Below are 23162 nucleotides of genomic sequence, written 5' to 3' on the forward strand. Positions count from 1 at the left end.
ACCGTTACTCAACGAGAGGCAACAATGACGGGGCTAACCAGTCACCTGCGTTAACCCAGTAACGCGATCTCTTCGTCTGTTAATGGACGATATTCACCGGGCTCTAAGTGTTCGTCTAAGACCAAGTCACCGATTGACTCTCGATGCAACGCATCGACTTTATTGCCCACTGCCGCAAACATACGTTTTACTTGATGATACTTGCCCTCTTGAATAGTGAGCAGTGCCTCATAATCATCAACTTTCTCGAGGGTTGCTGGTAGCGTGGGTTGCTTCTCGCCTCGTAGCATCACCCCTTCTTCAAAGGCTTTTGCCGTCTCCGCGCTGATCGGATCAGCCAGCCACACACGGTAGGTTTTGGTGCACTGATGTTTAGGAGATGTAATACGATGTGACCACTGACCGTCATCGGTAAACAACAGCAGTCCCGTTGTGTCCGCATCCAAGCGCCCAGCAATGTGTAACTTTTCCGCATTGACTTCATCGAGCAATACAAAGACCGTCGGATTAAACGCATCCTCATGCGAGCACACCACGCCAGCAGGCTTGTGCATCATAAAATAGCGCGGGCCTGACAACGTAAGGGCACGTCCCTCAAACGCCACTTCCACTTGATCGCTCACTTTGACGGCACCCGACTTGATCACCTCACCATCAACCGTCACCAGCTCGCTTTTAAGCACACGCCCTGCTTGCTTTCGTGTCACCCCTAAGGTTTCACATAAAAATTTATCTAATCGCATATTACCGCTTATTGCACCTTTGTTTGCCGCGGATTATACGTCACATTGCGGCTCAGACACAGATCAAGTTTTACGAGATCTGACGGAAAAACACGCCTTGATGGGATAAACTGATTATCATCGTCCACGTGATGGACATATGTAAATGCAAGCAAAACAAAACGCTTTTTGCTGAGACGCCGAGTCTGTCACAACCTGCCAATCAAAATATTGTTGGTGATTGAGCATGCCAATTTGGCGAGTATGATACGGTCGTCTTGACCAATCAGTGATAAAGAAGGAAACACCATGATTGTCTCTCTTCGCCGCCCTGACGCCGATGCCTTTGAAACCTTATTGACGCTGTCACACGAACAGCACGACCACGAAGCGCTGCCCTTTGATCGTACTCCCGTCGCGGCCACTTTCAACACCTTGCTCTCACAACCCGAGCGTGGTGATGTTTTTCTGATTGATGTTGAGCATGAGGGAGAAACCGAAACGATTGGCTTTTTAGTCGTCGCTTACAGCTTCAGCGTGGAAAACGGCGGTAGCGTCGGTGTGATAGACCAATTCTTTATCCAACAAAGATGGCGACGGCAAGGCGTGGGGTCGCAAGTGATCCCACACGTTGAAGCGCGAGCCAAAGAAAAAGAGTGTGTGGCCGTCATCCTCGAGGTCAATATTGGCAACAAAGGCGCTCGACTTTTCTATGAGCAGTTCGATTACCAGCCTCGCCGCCAGCACTGCATTATGACTAAACGACTTTAATTCTGTACCTGACGTCACATGTCAGTAAACTAAACGGCCTCACTTAGGCCGTTTTTTCGTTATGTATACCCTACGCCCCTATCAATCTGACGCGGTTAAAGCCGTGCTGCATTATTTTCGCCGCCATACGCCTCCTGCTGTCGCCGTGTTACCGACCGGTGCGGGAAAAAGTTTGGTGATCGCAGAGCTCGCACGTATCGCCAAAGGTCGAGTACTGGTGCTCGCTCATGTGAAAGAACTTGTCGAGCAAAACCATGCCAAATATGAAGGCTATGGATTAACGGGCGGGATCTTTTCCGCTGGACTCGGCCGCAAAGACTCTGACGACAAAGTGGTTTTTGCGTCAGTTCAGTCAGTGGTAAGAAACTTGGATGCCTTTGCAGACCAGTTTTCCTTACTGGTGATAGATGAGTGCCACCGTGTTCCTGACAACCAAGACAGTAGTTATCGCCGCGTCATTGCGCATCTGCAAACGGTCAACCCTGGCCTCAAAGTGTTGGGACTCACTGCCACCCCTTATCGACTCGGACAAGGCTGGATTTATCAATACCATACCAGTGGCAAAGTGCGTACGACTGCTTCCCGGTTTTTCCGCGACTGTGTTTTTGAGCTGCCGATTAGTCACTTACTTGATGAAGGCTTCCTTACCCCTGCCCATGTTCTGGATGCACCGCTACTTAGCTATGACTTTTCCCAAGTATCACGCACCGCGAACGGTTATTATCGGGAAGCGGATCTCGAGAAGGTGGTTGCCAATGCCCCTCGCGCGACACCGCAAATTGTCGAACAAATTATTGCGTATGCACAAGAACGCCAAGGGGTGATGATCTTTGCCGCCACGGTCAATCATGCGCGGGAGGTTCTCTCTTATTTGCCAGACGGTTCCGCCGCGTTGATCGTAGGTGACACGCCTGGTATCGAGCGAGATCGCTTGATCAGTGCTTTCAAACAAAAAGCGCTCAAGTACTTAGTGAACGTATCGGTACTCACGACGGGCTTTGATGCGCCTCATGTGGACTTGATCGCGATTTTACGCCCCACGGAATCGGTCAGTCTCTATCAACAAATTGCCGGGCGTGGTCTTCGCCTCGCGCCAGGAAAGCAAGATTGTTTGATTCTCGACTACGCCGGGAATGTCTACGACTTGTACCAACCAGAAATAGGCATGCCCAAACCTGATAGTGACAGCGAGCTGGTGACGATCCCCTGCCCCGCATGCGGGTTTAATAACAGCTTTTGGGGCAAACTGGACGACAATGGCTTTTTGATTGAACACTATGGCCGCCAGTGCCAAGGCTATTTTGAGGATGAAGATGGCGAACGCGAGATCTGTGGTTACCGCTTTCGTGCCAAGTTTTGCGATGAGTGTGGCGCCGATAACGATATTGCCGCACGTCGCTGTCACCAATGTGACGCCCCCTTAATTGATCCAGACAAAACACTCCGTGAAGCGCTCAAGCTCAAGGATGCACTCGTGGTCGCATGCACCGACATGACCCTCACCGCTGGCAAAAACCGCTATCAAAAACCACAACTTAAAGTGACCTATCACACCCACGAGGGCAACGATTTACACGAGGTGTGGCCGCTGGCCAGCAAAAAACAAAAACAAGACTTCCTGGCACGATTTGTCCGACCTCACCTGGTCGATCGGCACCGCCCCTTCGACGCCACCGCCCCGACCAAAGTGGCCGCGTCACAGCACCGATTTCGTCCGCCCGACTTTGTGATTGCACGTAAACAAGGCCGATTCTGGCATCTGCGTCAGAAAATCTTTGATGTGGAGAGCTTTATTGGCCAAGACAGGCTAACGGCCATGTTAGCGCAAAGCCGAGGGCAAGCTTTCGCAGAATCCGACGCGAGTTGAAAGCACTAAGGGTCCATTCAAAGACGCCTCCACGAGCAAAAGGCACCGTGTGGGCGGCTTGGGCGGTGATGAATCCCGCCTGTAAAGCTTGTTTTAGTGGTCAAGCAGTGCTAATATCCGCGCTCGTTTTTGGGTACTGAGTTAGGTCGCTACGCTCAGTACTGTGTTTTCACTCTAAAGAGAGTTATTAATTATGTTTAAGTTCGAAGCTGAAGTACGTACAGAAAAGGGTAAAGGTGCGAGCCGCCGCCTACGTCATCAGAAGAAATTCCCTGCGATCGTTTACGGTGGCAACCAAGAGCCTGTATCAATCGCACTTGACCACCCAGTGGTTGTTAACCAAATGGACAAGCCTGAGTTCTACGAAGGCATCATCCTGGTTATCGATGGCCAAGAAGTAAAAGTTAAGCCACAAGACATCCAGCGCCACGCGTTCAAGCCAAAAGTTGAGCACATGGACTTCATCCGCATCTAATCGCATTTGCGATCATGATGAGATGAGAGAAGGCGCCTTTGTGGCGCCTTTTTTGTTTTTATTGACTGCTCGTCTAGCGTAAAAATCAACTTCGTGTGTCATATTACCGTCATAATTAGAGACCTTGATCACTAAAAAGAAAATGAAATTAATAACAGTACTCCACTTTGCCTACCCAGTTAGTTAGTATAGCCACCCTTTCAATACACACGTTATGTCTCACTATGAAAAACAATATCTTTCTCGTGGCGTTAATATCGCTAACTCTTGCGCTGACTGGCTGCTCAGCGACCAATACTCTCGTTAAAAAGCGTAACCTTGAAGTTCAGACAAAAATGAGCAACACCGTTTTCTTGGACCCAGTAGCTCCATCAAAACGAACAGTATTTCTGCAAGTTCGGAATACCTCTGACAAGCCTAATCTTGATATTAAATCTAGTATCAAAGAAAAAATTGAAAGCCGCGGATATAAAGTCCTCGAGGACCCTAGTAAGACTCACTACATGATCCAAGCCAATATTCTGCAAGTTGGTAAAGCTGACTTACGTGACAGCGAAAACTTTTTGTCACAAGGGTTTGGTAGTGCTGTTGGTGGCGCACTGGCTGGCGCGCAGTTTGGCGGTGGTTCAGCACGAGGAGCTACGTCATTAGCAGGGGCTGCAGTTGGACTAGTAGCAGATGCACTCGTTGAAGATGTATATTACTCAATGATCACCGATTTACAGATCTCTGAAAGAGCGTCAGATGGTGTTGTTGTGACTGAGGCTTTGGACTCTCAACTCGCTCAGGGCTCTACTAGCAAAAAGGTAGTAACGTCCACGGAGAAGACACAGTGGAAGAGATATCAGACTCGTATTCTCTCCACAGCAAATAAGGTTAACCTAGAATTTGCTGAGGCAGAGCCTGAGCTTAAGAAAGGATTAACCCAATCAATTAGTGGTTTGTTATAAATGGCTTTAATGCGCTCTTTCTAAGGGCGCATTCGCTTATATCAAGCAGTATTAGCCTCTCTTCTTTATAGTGATTTCTACCTCGTCATCTTCTTCACGAACACCACCACAAAGAGCGCCATGGTAAAGCTCCCCAGAAATGCCTCAAAAGCAGCAATAAAGCGAGCAAAGCCAGACGGTGTAATATCGCCATATCCTAGGGTGGTAAAGGTCACCACGCTGAAATACAGCGCATTCAGCAACTCATAAAAGCGGGCTTCGACGCCAGTCAGATCCGGATAAATCGGGTTGGCTTGTGTGGTACCCAGCGCAAAATACGCCAGCGCACAAGACGCAATCACTAATACGGAAAAAATCACTACCCGTAACGGATCCTCACCGTAACCACAAAACAAATCGACCGTCTTCGATAGTGCGCGCTGAAAGCCGAGCTTCGGCATCTGATAACGGCGAAACCGCATTTCCTTTTTGAAAAAATATCCCGCTACATCAAACAGCCCTTGTTTTTCACATTGTTTGCGGATGTTGCGGCATACCTCTTCCGATTCTTGGAACAAAGATTGACGCCGAGACGGATCCTTTTCCAAAAAAGCCAACCGCTCTTGCTTAAGTTGCGCTCCCCAATCGACATTTTCGAGCCCCGTGCGCGCCATATCCGCCCCCAATAAATTGCTGCCATCGAGACGGGTACAATTAAGGTTGGCGCGCAGTAAATTGGCTTTCATTAGCGACGCATTGCGTAAGTCCAGGCCAAAGCAATGCGCTTCGGTTAAATTCGCACGATAGAAATCCGCACCTTGGCAGGAGTAACCTTGCTTGTTACCACGATTGACCAAATGAATGTCAGTCAAGTTGGTGCGCGCCAGCTGAAAACCATCCAGTGGCCGGCCCGAAGCTGCCCACGCTTCTACATCCGCTTTTACGTCATGGTGTCGCTTGTCAATGTTAGGATCATGCCAATAGCAAAGACCGGACTCACCCGCTTGCTGATCACATTGCCACCCATTTCGCGCTTTAAACCCACATACTTTACCGCTCATCGCTCGCCCTCCTATTTCTATTTTAGAAAGGACGTGCCAACTCGCCAGCGAACATGCCGTTCAATCAAGGGAGAGGGAAAGCAAATAACTAAGACGAGGAGTCGTCGTTTAGTTCATCGAACAAAGAAGGTTGGTAAGGCAGGGGCTCTGCGTCTAAAGCCGCATCTTGCGCCTGTTTTCTTTTCGCACGCAAGATGCGCAGGTAACGCTGATGGCAAAGGCGGACGACATTGCGTTTTTGCTCGTTGGTAAACGTATACCAGTGAACACGCTCGTCGCGGCTGCGAAAGCATCCTTTGCAATAGCCTTTATTGTTGACCTGACAGATGCCTTTACACGGGTTCGGCACCTCGAAAAAATCGAGCTGTTCCACGTCGACCTCCCTGCTGATTCTTTCATTCAAGCGGGTGGGCAACGAAATTGCAAATTTAGATTAAAACAACCCCAGTTGCGGCAGCGCCAACGTATCAAACTCTTTGCCAATAAAAGGTAAAATACCGTCAGCAATCGGCTTAAGCTGTTTATCGATATAGTGCTGATAGTCAATTGGACTACGCAAATAATCGCAGGGTTCCGGGCCATTTACCGTGATCACGTATTCTATCCAACCACCACGCTGATATTGCTCGGGACGCCCAAGTTTACGGTTTTCGCTCTCTGCCATCCGCGCCGCGCGCACGTGCGGTGGCACATTTTTTTGATACTCCGCCAAGGGTCGGCGCAGCCGTTTGCGATAGACCAATGCATCGTCATGCTCACCCTGATTGGTACGCTCGACAATCTCACGAATAAACCCGTCTACCTCGTCACCATCAAACACACGTTGGTATAACTGTTTTTGGAAAGTTTGTGCCAACGGGGTCCAATCGGTACGAACGGTTTCTAACCCCTTAAACACCAGTGTTGCCTCGCCAGACTGTCTGTCTACTACGCGGCCGGCGTAGCGCTTTTTACTGCCCGTTTCTTGACCCCGAATGGTTGGCATGAGAAAGCGTTGGTAATGGGTTTCGTATTCGATTTCTAAGGCCGAGTCTAACCCATATGTGTCGCGTAAATGGCTTTGCCACCAGCGATTGATTTCACTCACTAATTGCTGACCAATACGGTCCGCTTGTTCGCTCGATTGCTCACCACCCAAGGACACAAACGTCGAGTCCGTATCGCCATATATGACCTCAAAGCCCTGCGCCTCAATCAATTCACGGGTGGTTTTCATGATTTCATGGCCACGCATGGTAATCGACGATGCCAAACGATGATCAAAAAACCGACACCCTTGTGAGCCCAGCACCCCATAAAAGGAATTCATTATGATTTTTATCGCTTGTGAAAAGGCTTTTTCACCGGCTTTTTTTGCCCGGTCGCGGGCTTGCCACAAATCATCAATCAAGGCGGGGAGATAATGTTTTTCACGATGAAAGACGCCGCCTCGAAAGCCTGGCACCGTGTCCGCGTCCTGCCCTGCCTCTTGCGCTTTAAGTCCTTCGATAAGCCCTAAGGGATCGATAAGGAAGGTGCGGATAATAGAGGGATAAAGCGATTTGAAGTCCAAGACCAACACCGAGTGGTACAACCCAGGCTTTGAGTCCATCACATAACCGCCGGGGCTTGCTATCCACCCTTCACTGGCAAGGTTAGGCGCCACATATCCCGATCGGTGCAGGCGTGGTAAAAACAAGTTGGTAAAGGCCGCTACCGAGCCCCCTATACGGTCAAGTTCCACCCCGGTTAACCGCGATCGTTCAATGAGAAAGTCGAGTAAATGGGTGTGATCAAATATACGGTTGACTAAAACACAGTCTTGTAAGTTGTAGGTCGCCAGTGCGACTTTGTCGTGATGAAACATGCGATTGATGGAGGCCATGCGATCATGGGGATTATTAATCGCTTTTCCCTCTCCCAATAACGTTTGTGCAACCGCCTCTAGCGCCCATGAACGAAACCCATAAGTCGCGGTTTTTAGTGCGTCGATACCATCAATCACCACCCGCCCCGACAAACTGATAAAACCAGGTTTATTGCTCCCCCCATCCCGCCAATAAGCTCGCTCTCCGCCACGCCCAAGACGTAGATCACGTTGATAGATGTGGGCGCGCTTCACAAGCAAGCGAAAGTCAAAATCAATCACATTCCAACCCACCACAACGTCAGGATCGTAATAGGCAAACCACCTTTCTAGCGCGCTCAGTAATGCTTCTTCGTCATCGACCCACTCTATCCAATCAGGGGCATTGTCTTGCGGGCTGCCCACCATGATCACTCGGCTATCTTTTTCACTCGCGAGTCCCACTGAATAAAGTTGCCCTTTTTGTGAGCATTCAATATCCAAAGACACATGATGCAATGTGGGGGTGTAGTCTGCTTGTTTCGCTTTGCCTTGCGTCACCTCTAGGTAGCCTTGACGTTGACGTGCTTGACCGGTGAACAACAAGCTGCCACAAATGTATCGCTCCATTAAATAGCGGTCGGCGAGCCGAATATCCCCTTCATACAAAGGAATAGCCGCCCCGCTTATCACCCTCTGCCCCTCTTGCGCGCGCTTCACACTACTGAAATAACAAGCCGCCACGGGGGTGTGTTGAAAGGTGGATAATGACACCGCTTTACAGTAAGCGTGAGGATCAACCGATGGGAGTAAAGCATCCACACGCGCTTTTTCTTCTTGAGGCACAAAAAACACGCTTTGCTGATCATCAATACACAGCTTTACGGGACCATCTGGCGTCGATAGCCACAGTACAATCGACGTGGTTTGGCCGCGATCACGCTGTTGGCGCGTGATCACGAAGCCTTGCTGCATGTAGGACGAAGAGAGTGAGGGCACAGGCGTTATCACGGTTGCATTGTGTAGGTCATGCATTCAGTGTAACAAACCCCACCAACCACTGTATAGATAAACAGCCCTAAGTAAGTTGGTCGGGATCCTCAGCGCGCCCGGCAACACCAATGACAACTACCCCAACCACCACGACCACAGCCGCGCTAGTGAGTCGCATATTCATCATGCTACTTTGATCCCAAGCCACCAGACCCATTAAGGCGAGCAAGACGGCCACCCAAATGAGCTGTTGTGCCAACAATCTCTGGGTTGATGCCATCATGCGCCAAAATACCCCAGCAGCGAACACAAACAATGCACCAGCAAGGACAGCAAACCCGACACCGCGCAGCGAAAGAAAACCATTGGGTAAGGTAAAGATGATTAGGGGCAACACCAACAATAAACTCATCCGTAAACTGGTCGCCACGATAACGTCGGCTTGATGAGCACCTTGGGTCACTTGCAGCCAAAAACTCGCCCATGCAGCACCACTAATCAGCCCTAGCACCATGCCTAACGGACTGGGGGCATACATGCCCGGCGCGAGTAAATATCCCAGTCCTGCGAAAATCAACATTAACCCCATCCACAACCAATGTTGATGCGTTGAACGGGATACCAGCCCCAAGACACCTTGCACACTCGCCACCACGACCAATCCCAAGGTGGCGATATCAAGTAATCGGCAGGCGAATACCGCGCTGGTCACCGCCAGGAAAAGCAAGCCTGCAAGGCGCCATGTGGTAAAAGGCGGCATTTGACGCGAGGCGAGAGCTTCCCCTTGCCAACGGTTGGCCACGTCCTTTAGCGGGGAAAGTCGCTGTCCTACCAACGCCATGACGGCGGCAGATAACAACCAAAGGCCAATGTAACTGGCCGGATCAATCCATTGATTAATCACACGGCGGCCCACCTCGGCATTGATCACCGCAACCACAACCACCACTAACGTGCCAATGACACGATTCGCTCTTTTCATTCGTCCTCATACCTTATTACTGATTCTTTCAACAAGACCGAACGCAGCCACCCATTCTTTCAACCCTTTGTTGTCTCTTGCGGACGCGATACAATACGCGTTTGTTCGTTTCCGGGAAGTATGCATGTCAGATCCGAAAAGCAAAGCGCTCAAAAAAATTGCTAAGTGTCTCGAGCTCAGCAATTCCGCCAATGTGAATGAGGCAGCGCAGGCGATCAAAATGGCCGAGCGGCTGATGCGTAAGCATGGTCTCGACCAGGACGACATTGACTTCATCAGCATGGGCAAAACGCGCTCAGAAAAGCTATTACCCGCTTCAATTGGCCAATCGATCTTAAAAATCATTCGCGGTATCAATAGCCGGTTTGGGGTGGAGTGTGTGCTCGTCAATCACAAGGGGCTAAAGCAGGCCGAGTTTATTGGTGATGCAGACCGTGCCATCTTTGCGGCCTTTGCCTTCGATGTGGTCTATCGTGATATGAATGAACATATCGGCCAGTTTCGCAATAGCTTTGCAGGCACAGGCACCAGTACGCAAGAGGTGACGCGGCGCGTACAGTCATTTACCACAGGCTGGCTTGAGGGCGCGCTCGATAAACTTCCTCAGCTTGACGCGCGTGATAGCGACGACAAAATCAAAAGCTATATCGATAAAGAGTTCGCCAATATTGACCGCGAGACCTTTAAGCAGCAACTGAAAGAAGCCATGGCGGCCATGACCGATGACTACGAGCGTGGAATGAAAAAGGGCCGTGAAATCTCAGTCAGTCGTCCCGTAAGTGGTCAAGGCCCTCAAAAGCGCCTGACGGGAACCCGCAAGTCATAATCTTGTTGAGTGACAGGCCGGCTTATGTCCGGCCTGTGTCAGTACTTTCCCATCGATAAGACATCTGTGTTAAACCTCGTCAAATCAAGGTTAAATCCCTTTTCTCCGGTTGAGTTACACTGCGCTGGCGTCTAGCCTAGGATCAGTGTCACGTTATCAATGGCTATTGGCGCTGTCCGCTGGCAGTCCAGTTGCTATGAGCTAATGTGAGCCTATAACAAGCAGCAAATGCGTAAAATAATTCTTCATATCCTTACTGAGGAGACAGTGGCATGAAAAAAATAGTGACAAGCCTAGGGTTATTAATCGCGGTGGCACCTACCGCCTATGCACAGCAAGACAGTGGCCTATATATGGGTGGCCGCATTGGTCCTTCGTTTTTAGAAGATAGCTGTGTGACTGACACCGATTGCGGAGATTCAGAGCTCGGCGCGGGGATTATCACCGGGTATGATTTCAACGATTGGTTTGCGCTCGAAGGCACCTATGATTACTTAGGCCGCTTTGATACCGCATTTGACCAATCAGGCACCACTGTTGGCGCCTCGGGCGATCTGACCGCACTTACACTTGCGCCCAAATTTTCTTATCACTTCAAACCTGATACGGCGCTTTACGGTAAGCTTGGTGGCGCCATGTGGGACTTTAATAGCAACGCCGGCGATCGTGACGATGTGTCACTAATGGGGGCGTTAGGTGTCGATCACCAAGCAACAGAAAAACTTAACGTTCGCCTTGAATATCAGCACATCAACGATATGGATGATGGCTACTTCTCAAGCGTCGATAACAATTTGGTCACTGTCGGTATGACGTATCACTTTGGACGCACTAACCACGAGCCAATGCCAGAGCCAATGGTTGAAGAGCCGGTGATGGAAGAGCCAGCACCAGAGCCACAACCTGTGGTTGAGCCGCAATCGATCGTGCTATCAGAAGCTGGCGAAACAGAAATGTTTGGTTTTGACAAAGCCACACTCTCTGAACAAGCAGCGGCGTCGTTACAGCCCTTAGTTGATCGCTTGCTTCGCCACGAAGAAGCCACCGCGACGATTGTCGGTCACACGGATAGCAAAGGCCCTGCGGCTTATAACCAGAAGCTGTCTGTTGAGCGAGCGCAAGCGGTGGCAGACGTGTTCTTGGATGCGGGTATCGATGCTAGCCGCCTCACCGTGGAAGGCAAAGGCGAAGCCAATCCTATCGCCAGTAACAACACGCCGGAAGGACGCGCACAAAACCGCCGCGTTGAGGTAACCTCGCCTGAGATAGTGTACGTGGAAGTCAATTAACTCCACCCGCACTTAAAATCACTAAACACCCAACAGGCCACCGTTTGAGCGGTGGCCTGTTTTATTGTGCTCGCGAGATTAAAAATTGACGGAGGGCGCGACAACACCTTGTAAATGGTTCTGCATCAAACGGTCTATTTCGATTCTGTCTTGATCACTCACGCCCGCCACCCGCGGGTATCTTGGCGCTGAGCGATCGTTATGATAAGCGCCTTCCCATCCCTGAGTGGTGGTTAAAAAGGCGCGAGCAAAGTCCGTCGAATAGCGCAAACACCCTGCCATTACCGTATCCACATAGGATTGCGCAATCGGCTTATCTGCATCTGGAGCACGCCGTGCATCAGCAACGTATACATACACGGGACCATCCAGGATAACGTCTTCGGGCAAAACAATGTTTGATTCGGCTAACTGTAAACGCTGATAACCCGCTTCGCGCCGATCAAAATCGGGCAGTGATTGTGGGTCAATGTTTACCAATACCCCGTTGCATTCACCCTCCCCTTCAAGCACCACCAGCGGTGAGATAAATGCCTCACTCACATTGCTCCAATGGCGGCTAAGTCCACTGACAGTCACCGGACAGGCCCACCCTGAGTCGCCTGTCAGCGCCCGTGAGGCTGGATTCATCAAACTCCCGTACCCAAATAGATACATGACGTTGCAAACTCCTTTATTGCATTCGCTGGCAGAACCAGAGGCGCTGCCTTGCTTTTCTCTCTGAAATTGCCAGAATATCCGGCAACGTTGTAAACAAGGAAAGTGATTATGGAACAACTAGATAAGCTGGAAGCTCACTTCAAACGTCTATCGCATTTTCAGCACCTTGCCGCAATCTGCGGTTGGGATCAAGCCACCATGATGCCAGATGGCGGCAATCACGCCCGTGCCGACGCCATGGCAGAACTCGCCCTCTACTGTCATCAACAAATGACCCAGCCAGAGCTGGGTGACTGGTTCGCGGACGTGGATGAAAAATCCCGCCACCTAAGCGCCACACAAAAAGCAAGCGTGGCAGAGATGAAGCGCCAATGGCAGCAAGCCAGCGTACTTCCCGACACCTTAGTCAAAGCCAAATCTTTAGCGGGCGCTAAATGCGAGCATGCTTGGCGTCAGCAACGCCAAGATAATGACTGGGACGGGTTTGCCAAAAATTTAAAAGAAGTGGTCGCCCTGGCGCGTGAAGAAGCCCATATCCGCGCTGACCAGAAGCTGTGTGCCCCTTATGATGCGCTCCTTGATTTGTACGAGCCCGGGATGACGGCCGAGCGTATTGATGAAGTGTTTGGTGCCCTCAAACAATGGCTACCAGAGACCATCCAAGCCGTGGTCGACAGGCAAGCACAACAGCCGGTGATCACGCCCAAAGGCCCTTTCCCACAAGCGCAACAAAAAGCCTTGGGTGAACACGTGATGAAGCAGCTTGGGTTTAGCTTTGAGTATGGTCGACTCGATATCAGCACGCACCCATTTTGTGGTGGTGTGCCCACCGATGTGCGCATTACCACCCGCTATGATGAGCAAGATTTCACCTCGGCATTAATGGGCGTGATCCACGAAACCGGCCATGCGCGCTATGAACAAGGATTACCTCAAGACTTAGCAGGCTTGCCGGTGGGCCAAGCGCGCTCGATGGGCGTACATGAAAGCCAAAGCCTGTTTTTTGAAATGCAGCTCGCCCGCAGCGCCCCCTTCGCGACTTTAATCTGCCAACAAGCCAAACAGGCCTTTAACCGCCAGGATGATCCCGCGTTTCAGATCGAAAACCTCCACCGCGTGCTCACTGAGGTATCACCTGGCTATATCCGTGTTGATGCCGACGAGGTCACCTACCCCGCGCACATTATGCTGCGCTATGACATTGAACGCGATCTGATCAGTGGCAAGATGGAGGTCGAGCATATCCCTGAGCGCTGGGACAACGCAATGCAGCAATACCTTGGCCTCAGCACCGCCGGGAATTTCAAAAACGGCTGCATGCAAGATATCCACTGGACCGATGGCAGCTTTGGCTACTTCCCTACTTATACGCTAGGGGCCCTCTATGCCGCACAATTAATGCAAGCGATGCGTCAGCAGTTGGACGTGGATGGCATTATCGCCAGCGGCAATCTGTCACCGATTTTTGATTGGCTGTCCCAACATATCTGGCAACGCGCCAGCACCACCTCAACCGATAACCTACTCAAAGACGCCACCGGCGAAGCCCTTAACCCCGCCCACTTTCGCGACTACATTCAAGGGCGGTATTTGTAAGCCTCTCTACATTCCCCACGCCAGCCCAGCTGGCTTGGGTTTCTTCAGGTTAATCTGTTAATTCCATCACATTTCTGTACAATGCGCGCTCAGTCATATTTATCTTTACACCCTCCTCGCTGGGCCGTGAATTTATCGCTTGTCATAAACGATACGGGCCTTGGTTGAGTACAGTCGCTAGGAAACTCTTTTGATTTCAATCGCCAATATCACCATGCAATTTGGTGCCGAGCCGCTATTCGAAAACATCTCTGCCAAATTTGGTAACGGAAACCGCTACGGGTTAATCGGTGCCAATGGTTGTGGCAAATCAACCCTGATGAAAATCATGAGTGGTGCGCTCACGCCTACCGCAGGCAATGTGTCCGTCACCCCAGGACAAACCTTGGGCGAGCTCAGCCAGGACCAATTTGCCTATGAGCAGTATTCAGTGATTGATACGGTGATGATGGGTGACCGCAAGCTGTGGGAAATCAAGCAAGAGCGAGAGCGCATTTATTCTCTGCCGGAAATGAGCGAAGAAGACGGTATGGCCGTGGCGGAACTAGAAAGCCAGTTCGCCGAAATGGACGGTTACACCGCCGAGAGCCGCGCGGGCGACATTCTGCTACAAGCGGGTATTGCCGAAGAGCTGCACTTTGGCTTGATGTCGCAAGTCGCGCCAGGCTGGAAATTACGCGTGCTGCTTGCTCAAGCGCTGTTCGCCAATCCTGATATTTTGCTGTTGGACGAACCAACCAACAACCTGGATATTCATACCATCAACTGGTTGGCCGGTGAGCTGCAACAGCGCCAGTGCACCATGATCATTATTTCGCACGATCGTCACTTCTTGAACGCCACGTGTACACACATGGCCGATATCGATTTTGGTGAGCTTCGTGTTTACCCCGGCAACTACGATGACTTTGTCGCAGCATCTAGCTTGGCACGCGAGCAATTACTGGCCAGCAATGCCAAAAAAGAAGCCGAACTGAGTGAGCTGCAAGACTTTGTTAACCGTTTTGGGGCCAATGCCTCCAAAGCCAAACAGGCCAGCTCTCGCGCGAAACGCATGGAAAAAATCCAACTTGATGAAGTCAAAGCATCCAGTCGCGTGCACCCTTACATCCAGTTTACTGAAAGTAAAAAGCTGCATCGTCAAGCGGTCGAATTGCGCGAGGTAGGCCATGCCTTTGACGATTCGCCCCTGTTCCGCGGTGGCCACTTCTTACTGGAAGCCGGCTCGCGTCTCGCCATTATCGGCGAAAACGGGGTGGGTAAATCAACGCTGCTGCGCTGTTTGGTCGGTGAGCTTGCGCAAAGCGAGGGCACGATCAAATGGTCAGAGAACGCATCCATTGGTTACTGTGCGCAAGATAACAGCGCCGAGTTTGATAACGATCTCACCGTGTTTGAGTGGATGTCGCAGTGGCGTACGGCCAAGCACGATGATTTGATGGTTCGTGGCATTTTAGGCCGCTTACTGTTTTCGGCTGATGATGTGAATAAAAAAGCCAAAAGCTGTTCAGGGGGCGAGAAAAACCGCCTGATGTTTGGCAAATTGATGATGCAAGATATCAATGTGATTGTGATGGATGAGCCGACTAACCACATGGATATGGAAGCCATCGAGTCACTCAACAAAGGGCTAGAGCAATTCCCTGGCACCTTAATTTTTGTCAGCCACGACCGTGAATTTGTTTCCTCACTGGCCACCGACATTATTGAGATAAAAGATCAGCAATTGATCCACTTTAATGGCAGTTACGATGAGTACCTCGCCCATCTAGAAAAAGTGCGTGCCGTGGCTTAACGCTGAGACTCACCAACACTTTGCCGCTGAGGTGCTTTATTTCAGCGGCGATCCTCGCTATACCTAGATCACGGTTCTCTTTTCTGCTAATGGATGATCATGATGAAATACGCGGCGACCTTTCTGACGCTCTCAAGTCTTATTTTCGCAACACCAAGCTACGCACTGTTCGGCCAAGGCGATAAAACGACCGATGTGATGACGCAAATGGCGACGCAATTCGCGGATGACCAGGCCAGCCAATCTCTCCTTGTCCAGTCGATTACCGACCAAGTGGATGTAAGTTCAACGCAAGCCGCCGGCGGCGCCAGTGCATTGTTAGCGATGGCAGCTAATAACCTCACCGGTAACAACCAACAAGAGCTTGCCAATCTCCGCCCCGATTTAACGTCACTGTCTTCGCTCCTTGGCGGTTCAGGCGTCAGCAGCGGCATTGGCTCCATCAGTGCATTATACGACGTCACACAGCAGCTCGGGATTGACCCTGCAACGCTTCAACAATTTGTGCCCATTGTGCTTGAGTACCTTGGGCAACAAGGTGCCAGTCAAGGGTTGCTCAGTTCCCTAACCCAACTTTGGCCCTAACCTCACACTCGCTTTCCACACGCGGCCTTGAGGGTCGCGTGTTTATTTAACAAACCGGCAAGAAAAAAGCATCGAGACGCGTTATCATATCCGCCTTGTTGTTCAACGCCGTGTGATTATGCCTGCCTTATCTCTCTCTGCGATCCCCATTGGGATCCGCTATATGCTCCTCTCTGCACTCGGGTTCGCGCTCATGTCGGCCTGTGTGAAATATGTCAGCATTAACGGCATCCCAGTGTTTGAGATTGTGGCATCGCGAGCCTTGGTCTCGCTAATCATCAGTTATACCGATGTCAGACGCAAAGGCCTATCACCTTGGGGCAACAACAAACCGTTACTTTTATTGCGCGGCGTATTGGGAACCATGGCATTAATGTGTGTGTATTATGCGGTAACGACGCTGCCACTCGCCGAAGCCACCGTGTTGCAATACACCCACCCAGTATTTACCGCCATCCTTGGGCTCGTGCTGCTCAAAGAGCGTTTACAAGGGGCGACGTTAGTGTGTATCGCCCTGTGTTTAACCGGGCTCTATATTATGGTGCAACCTAACCTCAATGCATCCATTGACGATGCACTTCCTACCTTTAGCGTGGTAGTGGCGTTAATGGGCGCATTCGGCAGCTCGATTGCCTATGTGATTGTGCGCAAACTCAGTCGCACCGAAGACAGCTCAGTGATCATCTTGTATTTCCCCATGATCGCCTTACCGGTTTCCACCGTGCTGATGTGGCCGTCTTTTGTACTGCCCAGCCTGTCACTGACCTTGCTGTTGGTGTTAGTCGGCGTCTTTACCCAAGTTGGCCAATACGGCTTAACTAAAGCGATGCAAACCCAACAGGCGGGACAAGCCTCTGCCTACGCCTATATTCAAATCGTGTTCTCGACATTAATTGGGGTATGGATATTTAACGAAGTGCCCTCGATCTGGACATATATCGGTGGCGGGTTAATTGTCGCTGGCGCGTTGTTCAATGCCGTGGGACACCGCCTCTTTCGGCGACGTATCGTATAACACTCGCATATTCAAAGGTTTAATACGAGCAAAACTGGCTTCATTTGAGGCCAGTTTTGGTTTGCGAAGCCTCCTTCGTCAATGGCATAAGCGCCAACTCGATCGTACAAGCTTGGTGTGATTTGCGCCGCGCGCCTCCGACATTGAGGCTAACGATTAACCTCGATCGTGACAGGCGCCCGTTGGCAATTTCCACATATCCAACACCGTGCTGGGGCTTGTGTCACCCACGCTGCCTATGCGGCAGTGAACCATCATGGCTAACATCGACGGCCAGCCGAATTTTTCTAAGCTGCCTGTGCGTAGGTCGGACAAGCGCCAGTGCAATGTCAGCCATCTATTACCCAAGCGGCCTGCGCGCCTCCGACATCGGCGCCAACGATTCACCTCGATCGTGACAGGCGCCCGTTAGCAATGTGCACCTATCCAACACCGTGCTGGGGCTTGTGTCATCGTCGCTGCCTGTGCGTAGATCGGACAAGCGCCAGTGCAATGTCAGCCATCTATTACCCAAGTGGACTGCGCGCCTCCGACATCGGCGCCAACGATTAACCTCAATCGTGACAGGCGCCCGTTGGCAATGTCCCCTATCCAACATAGTGCTGGGGCTTGTGTCATCGTCGCTGCCTGTGCGGCAGTGAACGTAAGACCGTCAATATCACCCATATCCAGCTTTTTCTAAGCTGCCTGTGCGTAGGTCGGACAAGCGCCAACTCGATCGTACAAGCTTGGTGTGATTTGCGCCGCGCGCCTCCGACATTGAGGCTAACGATTAACCTCGATCGTGACAGGCGCCCGTTGGCAATTTCCACATATCCAACACCGTGCTGGGGCTTGTGTCACCTACGCTGCCTATGCGGCAGTCAACCAAAGACTTGGTTTCTTGAGGGGGCGATTAGATTTTCTAAGCGGCCTATGCGGCAGTGAACAGCCCCTTTCGCCATATCGTCTGCATCTAAGCTTTCTAAGCTGCCTATGCGGCAGTGAACTCTTGCCGATATCGATCAGAACATACAGTCGTTTTCTAAGCTGCCTGTGCGGCAGTGAACACCGCCGTCAACAATATCAGCAAGGTCTTGTATTTCTAAGCTGCCTGTGCGGCAGTGAACACGCTAGACTATCCACTGCTTGCTCTAGGCGATTTCTAAGCTGCCTGTGCGGCAGTGAACAAAAAACAAGTATGGAGTGCCGACACCCTTATTTTCTAAGCTGCCTGTGCGGCAGTGAACAAGAACAACAAAGGAATGTGCCCCCCGTAGTTTTTCTAAGCTGCCTGTGCGGCAGTGAACACGCCAATGGCGACCCTGTTGACGATGTGTCATTTCTAAGCTGCCTGTGCGGCAGTGAACAGCACCAGACTATTATGCCTCTAGCTAATGGATTTCTAAGCTGCCTGTGCGGCAGTGAACCGTAAGTCGGTTGGCCTGCCTGCAATATTGATTTTCTAAGCTGCCTGTGCGGCAGTGAACAAAAACTGGTCGAGGGTTTTGCCCTGGATGTTTTTCTAAGCTGCCTGTGCGGCAGTGAACTAAGCGATTAGTTAAGGACTTTAAAGCAACAATTTCTAAGCTGCCTGTGCGGCAGTGAACTATAGAATAACGTAACAATCGTCAGTGACAACAGGCCGTTAGGATAAAAATGGACTTTTACCCTTGTTAAAAAGCACCTGCTGTAACTGACTGTATTTTCGGTTTATTTTTAAAGAGCCAAAAAGAAGGGGTAAAGAGGGGTTGCCCCCTCAAAAACACGGCACCGCACTTTGCTGGTCGGGCTCTCGTCTGCTTAACCCATAACAGGTGAATGGTTGGCCATTATTGGGCGGCTGTTTGGTGAGTTCCCGCTCGATATACAGGGCGAACTCGGTATTTGGCTGCCCTGCTCGTTTTTGGCTCGACAGGCTGGTCACTTGAATAAAAGGCAGGGACCAGCGTTTGTCGTCCGTTTTAATGTTTTCCAACAAACGACGCTTTACTTCCTCCTCATCGTAACCATTTTTGCTGGCAATCGCGGCCGCTCGCCGATCGAGTTTTTTATACAGTCGCTGCGGCGATTTGTAGTTCCAGCGTTTAAAGTAGGCATAGTCTTTCACCCCGTCTGGCACCGGCTTAACGGCTTTGATATGCACGTAATCGGTCAGGCGTGACAGCCAGCGCTGAATATTAAGCTGCTCAAATGCCGCCTCAGTTTGCGCAAACAGACGCAACCGATGGCCGAGTGGAAAATCACCTTGGCGGTAATCCGGAAACCCCACCGCAATGGCCGATTGATTCGGTCCGATTTTGTTTTCCGCTAAGGCAATGTGCACTTGCTGAAACACCTTGTGCCAGAGAAAATCTGCCGAAATATCGGTGTCGGGCAACAAGGTGATATCAATGTAATACTGCATTGTGCCTCCTTACGCGCCAAACACGCCGCCGCGGATCAGCATCGCCATAATGTAATGCTGCTGCTCGAGCGTTGGGGTTTTGTCTTTTAACATCCATCCATCGAGCAAGTTGTAAAAGTCGTTCTTTTCTTTGGGCTGACGATACGCCGCTCCGCGGTTAGTTACTGAGCCATAAGGTTCAATGGCAATTGCGCCCACTTCATCATAGGCAGGATGCCAGGTATCAATAGTGCGCAGCGCGTTGCCGATTTTTTGTGAGTGCATCGCGGCTTGGCCATCTAATTGATATAAGAACTTGCTTTTATCGCCTTTACCGCCGCCCATCACCAGCTCTTGAGAGGGGTAGACCGCTTGCCCTTCGCCCAGTTGGCAGTAGGCTTCAACATGAATAAGCGCATGCGCTTCTGTCAGGCCATATTGGATCACCTCTGCCAGCGCGGTGACATCCGGGTGCGCGTCAAAATCGTGCAAGCTAAATTCGTAGCTATCAAAACTAAATTGCTTCTCGCCTGCGGTGACCACCACCTTAACTTGCTCAGCACCGACACGGTTGCGCCACAAAAAACGCCCATTAGCAATGTTGTGTGCATAACGTTGCGCCAGTTCTTTAAAACCGGTTTCTGATTGATAGTCACGCACTTTATCAGCCAGTGCTTGCTGATAGTCTGGATTGTTACAGGTTGACGGCACATGCAACCCACTGAGCACACGCAGCGAAAAAGCCACTTTGAGCGTATCAGCATCATGCGGTAGCGCTGCAATATCGACCGTTTGCAGGTTGGCTTTAGATACTTCCGCATCCAGTTTGGCGGGATCATTGGCAGTGGCCGCTTTTAAGCGGTTCGAAATCGTGCCTCGCACCGATTTCTCTCCCACTTGAATGGGTTGCCAATCGCCTTTTTCCCAGTTCCCCGCATACATTAGTGCATCGGAAGGTACCAGTTTCGCTTCAAAGGCAAGCACGGAAGGGGTGGTCAGTTTTTTATCAGCCATGATGAAGTCTCCTTAATTACAAAAAGTCGGGGTCAAAGTCAGTGTTATCATCCGTTGTGGGAACAACGTCTGGTTCAATGGGTTCGTCATGTGTTGCTGCCATCACACGGGCAAGATACCAAGGATGCTCACCGTGATAACGCCAGCATGCGTCGTCGATATCCTTAAGGCGGTGGACGCTACGCCACTCACCTACGCTGTATGCCGCTTCGACAAAACTTACTGGTACCTCCGGATCGCGCACATTGGCGACCTCACCTGCGGCATAACAAGGGGAAATCGCGCGGTAGCCCGTCATGATCGGCACCAAATATCCTGGCTTAGGTTTGGGCACGCGTTGCCATTGCGCCGGAATCGGTTGGTTATCGTCGTCAGGTACGTGTTCATCATCAGCGACAGCGTGGTACGTCAACATGGCAAACTCACACCACGCATCAAATAAGCTGGCTTGCGCATTGTGTTGCAATAGATGTTGATGATGCTGGGCGAGATAATCATGTCGGTCGCAAAGGACAAAGCCCGGCATGAGGCGGCGCAACGCTTTTTTCTGCATGCTTGCATCCGCGAGCAAATCAACCTCGCCAATGGTTAAGATTTGCCCACCAGCGAGCCGTCGCTGAGGCGCCAAATCTTTCACTTCTGCGATCAATTGTGCTGCCGCGGCTTTATCACCAGCAATCAATCCCTCAACCTCGATCAGCAAAGAGACTTGCATGTTCATGCGTCCTTCTTCATTGATCGATGCTGTTTCTCCTTTGGCGGTGACCGGATTGCGGGTTAAGGCAAAAACATAGTCGCCCCACCCTGTGGGCTGCCGCACATGAACATTGTTTTCATGGCTGACCACGGTCACGCCACCTAACCGCAACCCCAAGGCACCAGGAAGTTGACGTGATAGCGCATGGGCAAAGCCGAGAAAGTGCGTGATCGCCGGAAAACCATAAGTCAGCCCTGCGATCGCATTCGCGTTTTGCACCTCAATGTGCTTAAGCAATAAATACTGTGCCATTATCGGTTCTCCTCAAATTGAGGCGTGTCGCGCTCAAACGCTTTGAGCTGGGTTAGGAACACTTTGCGGATATAATTGAACTCCGTATCACCAAGCAGGTAGTGTTGTTTGTCCTCAAGCTGGCGCAGTAACCAAGCGGCAAAATCAGAGGCAACAGTGTCCAGCCACGCTTGTGCGTCACGCTCTCGCTGAAATTGATCGTCAGGGTTGTACACATCCAGCCAAAGTGCATGTTCACGTTTTAGTCGGCATGCTTGATCATCAGTGCCTTGACTCCAACCGGCTGGAACTTGCTGCTGAACCCGCGCGGCATAGTCAAACACCAAGTCAGTGAGTGGCAGAATAAAGTCATGATCGCGCCGATAACGGGTGGCAAAATTACGATCCCGTTCGGTAAGGCTTGCCAGAAATGCGCGAAAATCGTGAAGCAAGTGACTGGCTTGGTAGGCTAAACGGCGATTAAAGATGCTGGTTTGCTTGCTTGGATCCTCCGGCTGCTGCTGATAGCTTGGCGGGGCGGCATTGAGTAAAAAACCCTCGCCATGACGCTCACTATTAAGCTGTGACACGTTTTGCGGTTTAGAGCCGCCAAAAGTTTGTTTAACAGTACGCGGAAAGGCTTCTAACCGCTCTGGGTGATAATGCTGTTTGTTCTTTGCCTCACGAATCGCTTTTATTTTTTCACCAAACCGTGTCGCACGGACCTTAGTGTACAGCGTGTGCGCGAGGCTGGATGAATATAGCGGACACAGCAGGTGATACTCACCTTCATTCACTGGAAAGTAGGTTTGCTTAATCAAATTATGAGCCGATAACACCTGATCGCCGAGTGCCAGTGAAAAGCCCGCACGCCAAGTCTCTAGCAAGGTAGCGTCATCAGTGAGTAGCTTAAGCACGTTGATATGGCCGGCTTGTAACTGAGAAATGAGTGACTCACCTTCCACTGTGATTTTTAAAAAACGCGCCACATCCAACGCAGCCGCATTGCCGACCGCATCAATGGCTTTATCGGTCAGCGAATAGCTGGTGAGGTAGTGAAATTCACTCTTATCGATCTCAGTCACCAGCATGCTACTCGCTTTAGCATCACTGTGAACAAATTTGGGGCAATGGGTGGCGAGACTGATTTGCTTGGCTCGCGTTGCGGCGTCTGTGATCCAATGAATTGGCTCAAACTTCGCTTCGATCGGCGCCGCTTGTTCCGCATAATCGGCATTGGCGATCGCCTCTTGCTCTTGGCTGGCCGCGGCTTTTAAGGCCTTATCGCGCGCCTTTTGCAAGGGCTCAAGCTTCGCCTGTTTGCGCTGTCCAATATATGCCAGCAGCGCATCGTATAGGCTGTGTTCCATAAGCGCTTCCTTTATCCTATTTGTTCCATTAAAT

General features: G+C 50.9%; 20 protein-coding genes and 1 CRISPR repeat array. Of the genes, 10 read left to right on the top strand and 10 right to left on the bottom strand.

Translation table 11 applies throughout. The features are described from left to right. Positions 1-50: 50 nt before the first annotated feature. On the bottom strand, positions 51-743 hold the full coding sequence (gene rsuA, locus EHW56_RS01560) for a 16S rRNA pseudouridine(516) synthase RsuA (protein ID WP_077577783.1): 693 nt from the start codon (positions 741-743) through the stop codon (positions 51-53). Between the two features lie 288 nt (positions 744-1031). On the opposite strand from rsuA, the gene EHW56_RS01565 reads away from it, so the two are divergent. The 4 genes from EHW56_RS01565 (at position 1032) to EHW56_RS01580 (ending at position 4785) form a co-directional block, all read left to right on the top strand. Beyond that, positions 1032-1493, top strand: coding sequence for a GNAT family N-acetyltransferase (locus EHW56_RS01565; protein WP_046073183.1), 462 nt, complete (start codon positions 1032-1034; stop codon positions 1491-1493). Positions 1494-1554: 61 nt separating this feature from the next. Further along, positions 1555-3360, top strand: coding sequence for a DEAD/DEAH box helicase (locus EHW56_RS01570; protein WP_152799010.1), 1806 nt, complete (start codon positions 1555-1557; stop codon positions 3358-3360). A gap of 193 nt (positions 3361-3553) precedes the next feature. After that, a complete protein-coding gene (gene rplY / locus EHW56_RS01575) occupies positions 3554-3835 on the top strand; it encodes a 50S ribosomal protein L25 (protein WP_046073181.1) in 282 nt (93 codons plus the stop codon). 224 nt (positions 3836-4059) lie between these two features. Continuing rightward, positions 4060-4785 (top strand): complement resistance protein TraT, encoded by a 726-nt coding sequence (locus EHW56_RS01580; RefSeq protein ID WP_077523036.1) that lies wholly within the window; start codon positions 4060-4062, stop codon positions 4783-4785. 77 nt (positions 4786-4862) lie between these two features. Here the strand turns inward: EHW56_RS01580 and EHW56_RS01585 are convergent, their stop codons facing one another. From EHW56_RS01585 to EHW56_RS01600, 4 genes are all read right to left on the bottom strand, one after another. Beyond that, complete coding sequence (locus tag EHW56_RS01585; RefSeq protein WP_077577781.1) at positions 4863-5825, bottom strand: ion channel; 963 nt, start codon at positions 5823-5825, stop codon at positions 4863-4865. A gap of 88 nt (positions 5826-5913) precedes the next feature. After that, positions 5914-6198, bottom strand: coding sequence for a DUF1289 domain-containing protein (locus tag EHW56_RS01590; protein ID WP_172969946.1), 285 nt, complete (start codon positions 6196-6198; stop codon positions 5914-5916). A 60-nt stretch (positions 6199-6258) separates the two neighbouring features. Then, positions 6259-8625 (bottom strand): DNA polymerase II, encoded by a 2367-nt coding sequence (locus EHW56_RS01595; protein ID WP_152799266.1) that lies wholly within the window; start codon positions 8623-8625, stop codon positions 6259-6261. 103 nt (positions 8626-8728) lie between these two features. After that, on the bottom strand, positions 8729-9625 hold the full coding sequence (locus tag EHW56_RS01600) for a hypothetical protein (protein WP_152799013.1): 897 nt from the start codon (positions 9623-9625) through the stop codon (positions 8729-8731). A gap of 124 nt (positions 9626-9749) precedes the next feature. On the opposite strand from EHW56_RS01600, the gene EHW56_RS01605 reads away from it, so the two are divergent. Continuing rightward, on the top strand, positions 9750-10451 hold the full coding sequence (locus EHW56_RS01605) for a DUF2786 domain-containing protein (protein ID WP_046073177.1): 702 nt from the start codon (positions 9750-9752) through the stop codon (positions 10449-10451). A gap of 272 nt (positions 10452-10723) precedes the next feature. Then, on the top strand, positions 10724-11740 hold the full coding sequence (locus EHW56_RS01610) for an OmpA family protein (RefSeq protein WP_152799016.1): 1017 nt from the start codon (positions 10724-10726) through the stop codon (positions 11738-11740). Between the two features lie 78 nt (positions 11741-11818). Here the strand turns inward: EHW56_RS01610 and EHW56_RS01615 are convergent, their stop codons facing one another. Next, on the bottom strand, positions 11819-12397 hold the full coding sequence (locus EHW56_RS01615; RefSeq protein ID WP_152799019.1) for a gamma-glutamylcyclotransferase family protein: 579 nt from the start codon (positions 12395-12397) through the stop codon (positions 11819-11821). Positions 12398-12508: 111 nt separating this feature from the next. On the opposite strand from EHW56_RS01615, the gene EHW56_RS01620 reads away from it, so the two are divergent. The 4 genes from EHW56_RS01620 (at position 12509) to EHW56_RS01635 (ending at position 17391) form a co-directional block, all read left to right on the top strand. Next, entirely contained in the window at positions 12509-13996 is a 1488-nt protein-coding gene (locus EHW56_RS01620; protein WP_152799021.1) for a carboxypeptidase M32, read from the top strand. Between the two features lie 190 nt (positions 13997-14186). Next, the gene (locus tag EHW56_RS01625) at positions 14187-15791 is read left to right on the top strand and encodes an ABC-F family ATPase (protein ID WP_077577774.1); all 1605 of its coding nucleotides are present in this window, start codon (positions 14187-14189) and stop codon (positions 15789-15791) included. A gap of 99 nt (positions 15792-15890) precedes the next feature. Continuing rightward, positions 15891-16376: a DUF2780 domain-containing protein gene (locus EHW56_RS01630; RefSeq protein ID WP_227486461.1), complete on the top strand. Its 486-nt coding sequence runs from the start codon at positions 15891-15893 to the stop codon at positions 16374-16376. A gap of 118 nt (positions 16377-16494) precedes the next feature. Further along, positions 16495-17391, top strand: coding sequence for a DMT family transporter (locus EHW56_RS01635; protein ID WP_152799024.1), 897 nt, complete (start codon positions 16495-16497; stop codon positions 17389-17391). A gap of 840 nt (positions 17392-18231) precedes the next feature. Next, positions 18232-18980: a CRISPR direct-repeat array (repeat unit 28 nt; unit sequence TTTCTAAGCTGCCTGTGCGGCAGTGAAC). A gap of 149 nt (positions 18981-19129) precedes the next feature. Here EHW56_RS01635 and cas6f read toward each other — a convergent pair. Genes cas6f through csy1 form a run of 4 tightly spaced genes read right to left on the bottom strand, consistent with a single transcriptional unit; the run spans position 19130 to position 23128 of the window. Then, positions 19130-19777 (bottom strand): type I-F CRISPR-associated endoribonuclease Cas6/Csy4, encoded by a 648-nt coding sequence (gene cas6f, locus EHW56_RS01640; protein WP_152795395.1) that lies wholly within the window; start codon positions 19775-19777, stop codon positions 19130-19132. Positions 19778-19786: 9 nt separating this feature from the next. After that, positions 19787-20770: a type I-F CRISPR-associated protein Csy3 gene (gene csy3, locus EHW56_RS01645; RefSeq protein ID WP_152795397.1), complete on the bottom strand. Its 984-nt coding sequence runs from the start codon at positions 20768-20770 to the stop codon at positions 19787-19789. Positions 20771-20786: 16 nt separating this feature from the next. Continuing rightward, positions 20787-21779 carry a type I-F CRISPR-associated protein Csy2 gene (csy2, locus tag EHW56_RS01650; RefSeq protein WP_152795399.1) on the bottom strand — a complete coding sequence of 331 codons (993 nt, stop codon included), beginning with the start codon at positions 21777-21779 and terminating at the stop codon, positions 20787-20789. After that, entirely contained in the window at positions 21779-23128 is a 1350-nt protein-coding gene (gene csy1, locus EHW56_RS01655) for a type I-F CRISPR-associated protein Csy1 (RefSeq protein ID WP_152795401.1), read from the bottom strand. The genes csy2 and csy1 overlap by 1 nt, the downstream gene beginning before the upstream one ends. Between the last annotated feature and the right edge of the window lie 34 nt (positions 23129-23162).

The organism is Salinivibrio sp. VGrn1 (assembly GCF_009377995.1).
GTDB classification, from domain to species: Bacteria; Pseudomonadota; Gammaproteobacteria; order Enterobacterales; family Vibrionaceae; genus Salinivibrio; species Salinivibrio siamensis.

What these genes read in the sequence shown, in the direction of transcription:
- EHW56_RS01595 (WP_152799266.1), bottom strand. Translation starts at nt 8,625, where the DNA reads ATGCAGCAAGGCTTCGTGATCACGCGCCAACAGCGTGATCGCGGCCAA.
- rsuA (WP_077577783.1), bottom strand. Translation starts at nt 743, where the DNA reads ATGCGATTAGATAAATTTTTATGTGAAACCTTAGGGGTGACACGAAAG.
- EHW56_RS01580 (WP_077523036.1), top strand. Translation starts at nt 4,060, where the DNA reads ATGAAAAACAATATCTTTCTCGTGGCGTTAATATCGCTAACTCTTGCG.
- csy3 (WP_152795397.1), bottom strand. Translation starts at nt 20,770, where the DNA reads ATGGCTGATAAAAAACTGACCACCCCTTCCGTGCTTGCCTTTGAAGCG.
- EHW56_RS01615 (WP_152799019.1), bottom strand. Translation starts at nt 12,397, where the DNA reads ATGTATCTATTTGGGTACGGGAGTTTGATGAATCCAGCCTCACGGGCG.
- EHW56_RS01570 (WP_152799010.1), top strand. Translation starts at nt 1,555, where the DNA reads ATGTATACCCTACGCCCCTATCAATCTGACGCGGTTAAAGCCGTGCTG.
- csy1 (WP_152795401.1), bottom strand. Translation starts at nt 23,128, where the DNA reads ATGGAACACAGCCTATACGATGCGCTGCTGGCATATATTGGACAGCGC.
- rplY (WP_046073181.1), top strand. Translation starts at nt 3,554, where the DNA reads ATGTTTAAGTTCGAAGCTGAAGTACGTACAGAAAAGGGTAAAGGTGCG.
- EHW56_RS01605 (WP_046073177.1), top strand. Translation starts at nt 9,750, where the DNA reads ATGTCAGATCCGAAAAGCAAAGCGCTCAAAAAAATTGCTAAGTGTCTC.
- EHW56_RS01635 (WP_152799024.1), top strand. Translation starts at nt 16,495, where the DNA reads ATGCCTGCCTTATCTCTCTCTGCGATCCCCATTGGGATCCGCTATATG.
- csy2 (WP_152795399.1), bottom strand. Translation starts at nt 21,779, where the DNA reads ATGGCACAGTATTTATTGCTTAAGCACATTGAGGTGCAAAACGCGAAT.
- EHW56_RS01620 (WP_152799021.1), top strand. Translation starts at nt 12,509, where the DNA reads ATGGAACAACTAGATAAGCTGGAAGCTCACTTCAAACGTCTATCGCAT.
- EHW56_RS01600 (WP_152799013.1), bottom strand. Translation starts at nt 9,625, where the DNA reads ATGAAAAGAGCGAATCGTGTCATTGGCACGTTAGTGGTGGTTGTGGTT.
- EHW56_RS01610 (WP_152799016.1), top strand. Translation starts at nt 10,724, where the DNA reads ATGAAAAAAATAGTGACAAGCCTAGGGTTATTAATCGCGGTGGCACCT.
- EHW56_RS01565 (WP_046073183.1), top strand. Translation starts at nt 1,032, where the DNA reads ATGATTGTCTCTCTTCGCCGCCCTGACGCCGATGCCTTTGAAACCTTA.
- cas6f (WP_152795395.1), bottom strand. Translation starts at nt 19,777, where the DNA reads ATGCAGTATTACATTGATATCACCTTGTTGCCCGACACCGATATTTCG.
- EHW56_RS01585 (WP_077577781.1), bottom strand. Translation starts at nt 5,825, where the DNA reads ATGAGCGGTAAAGTATGTGGGTTTAAAGCGCGAAATGGGTGGCAATGT.
- EHW56_RS01630 (WP_227486461.1), top strand. Translation starts at nt 15,891, where the DNA reads ATGATGAAATACGCGGCGACCTTTCTGACGCTCTCAAGTCTTATTTTC.